The sequence below is a fragment of the Parabacteroides distasonis genome, assembly GCF_004793765.1.
Lineage (GTDB): Bacteria > Bacteroidota > Bacteroidia > Bacteroidales > Tannerellaceae > Parabacteroides > Parabacteroides distasonis_A.
This window is the reverse complement of sequence record NZ_SRYM01000151.1, coordinates 1-619: the sequence shown is the minus strand read 5'-3', so window position 1 is coordinate 619 and position 619 is coordinate 1. Positions and strand designations below refer to the sequence as shown.

The window sequence follows — 619 nt, the reverse complement described above, 5'->3', positions numbered from 1 at the left end:
TGCAGCTTACCATCGCCAAAGACGGAGTTGTAAAGGATGCCCGAATCGTTAAAAGCTCAGGCAAGACACTTGATGCCGAGGCTCTGCGCGTGGCGCGTATGCTTCCCAAATTCCACCCCGGACTAAATAGCGGACTGCCGACGGAATCAAGCTATACGCTGGAGTTCAACTACTATATTTGCAACGAATATTGGTCATCAAACGGCGAATAGCAATTAAAAGATTGGTTATATTGTGGTATAAATTATTTGATATTTTTTTGTCTGTAGAACGATAAATGCCATAAGTTTGACTGCCATTATTGACAGTTGCAACCAACAAAATTATCGTCATAAATACTTAATCTGGTACTTTGGATTTGCCGTGTTATGTAATACGGCATATCCTGTTTTACGAAGTAGTTACTTATCCGACTAAGCAATCATTCAAAATAATGGAAGAAATAACAGTAGATAAAAACAAGATAGCCTCCTGTGGCCTTTATTGCGGAGCGTGCAGAAAATTCTTGTCAGGGAAATGCCTCGGATGTAAAGACAATGAGGCGGTTCGGGAGGCGAAACAACGGAAAGACCTTCAGGAACTGGATGCCTTGACACACCACCTGCGAAGTTCATGGGAG

The 619-nt window shown here is 42.3% G+C and carries 1 protein-coding gene and 1 pseudogene; both read left to right on the top strand.

Translation table 11 applies throughout. The features are described 5' to 3' along the window. Positions 1–212 (top strand): energy transducer TonB (locus tag E5342_RS19150; RefSeq protein WP_135960093.1); only part of this gene is annotated, 212 nt, incomplete at its 5' end. A gap of 221 nt (positions 213–433) precedes the next feature. Next, positions 434–619 (top strand): annotated as a pseudogene (locus tag E5342_RS19145) (hypothetical protein); the annotation flags it as partial.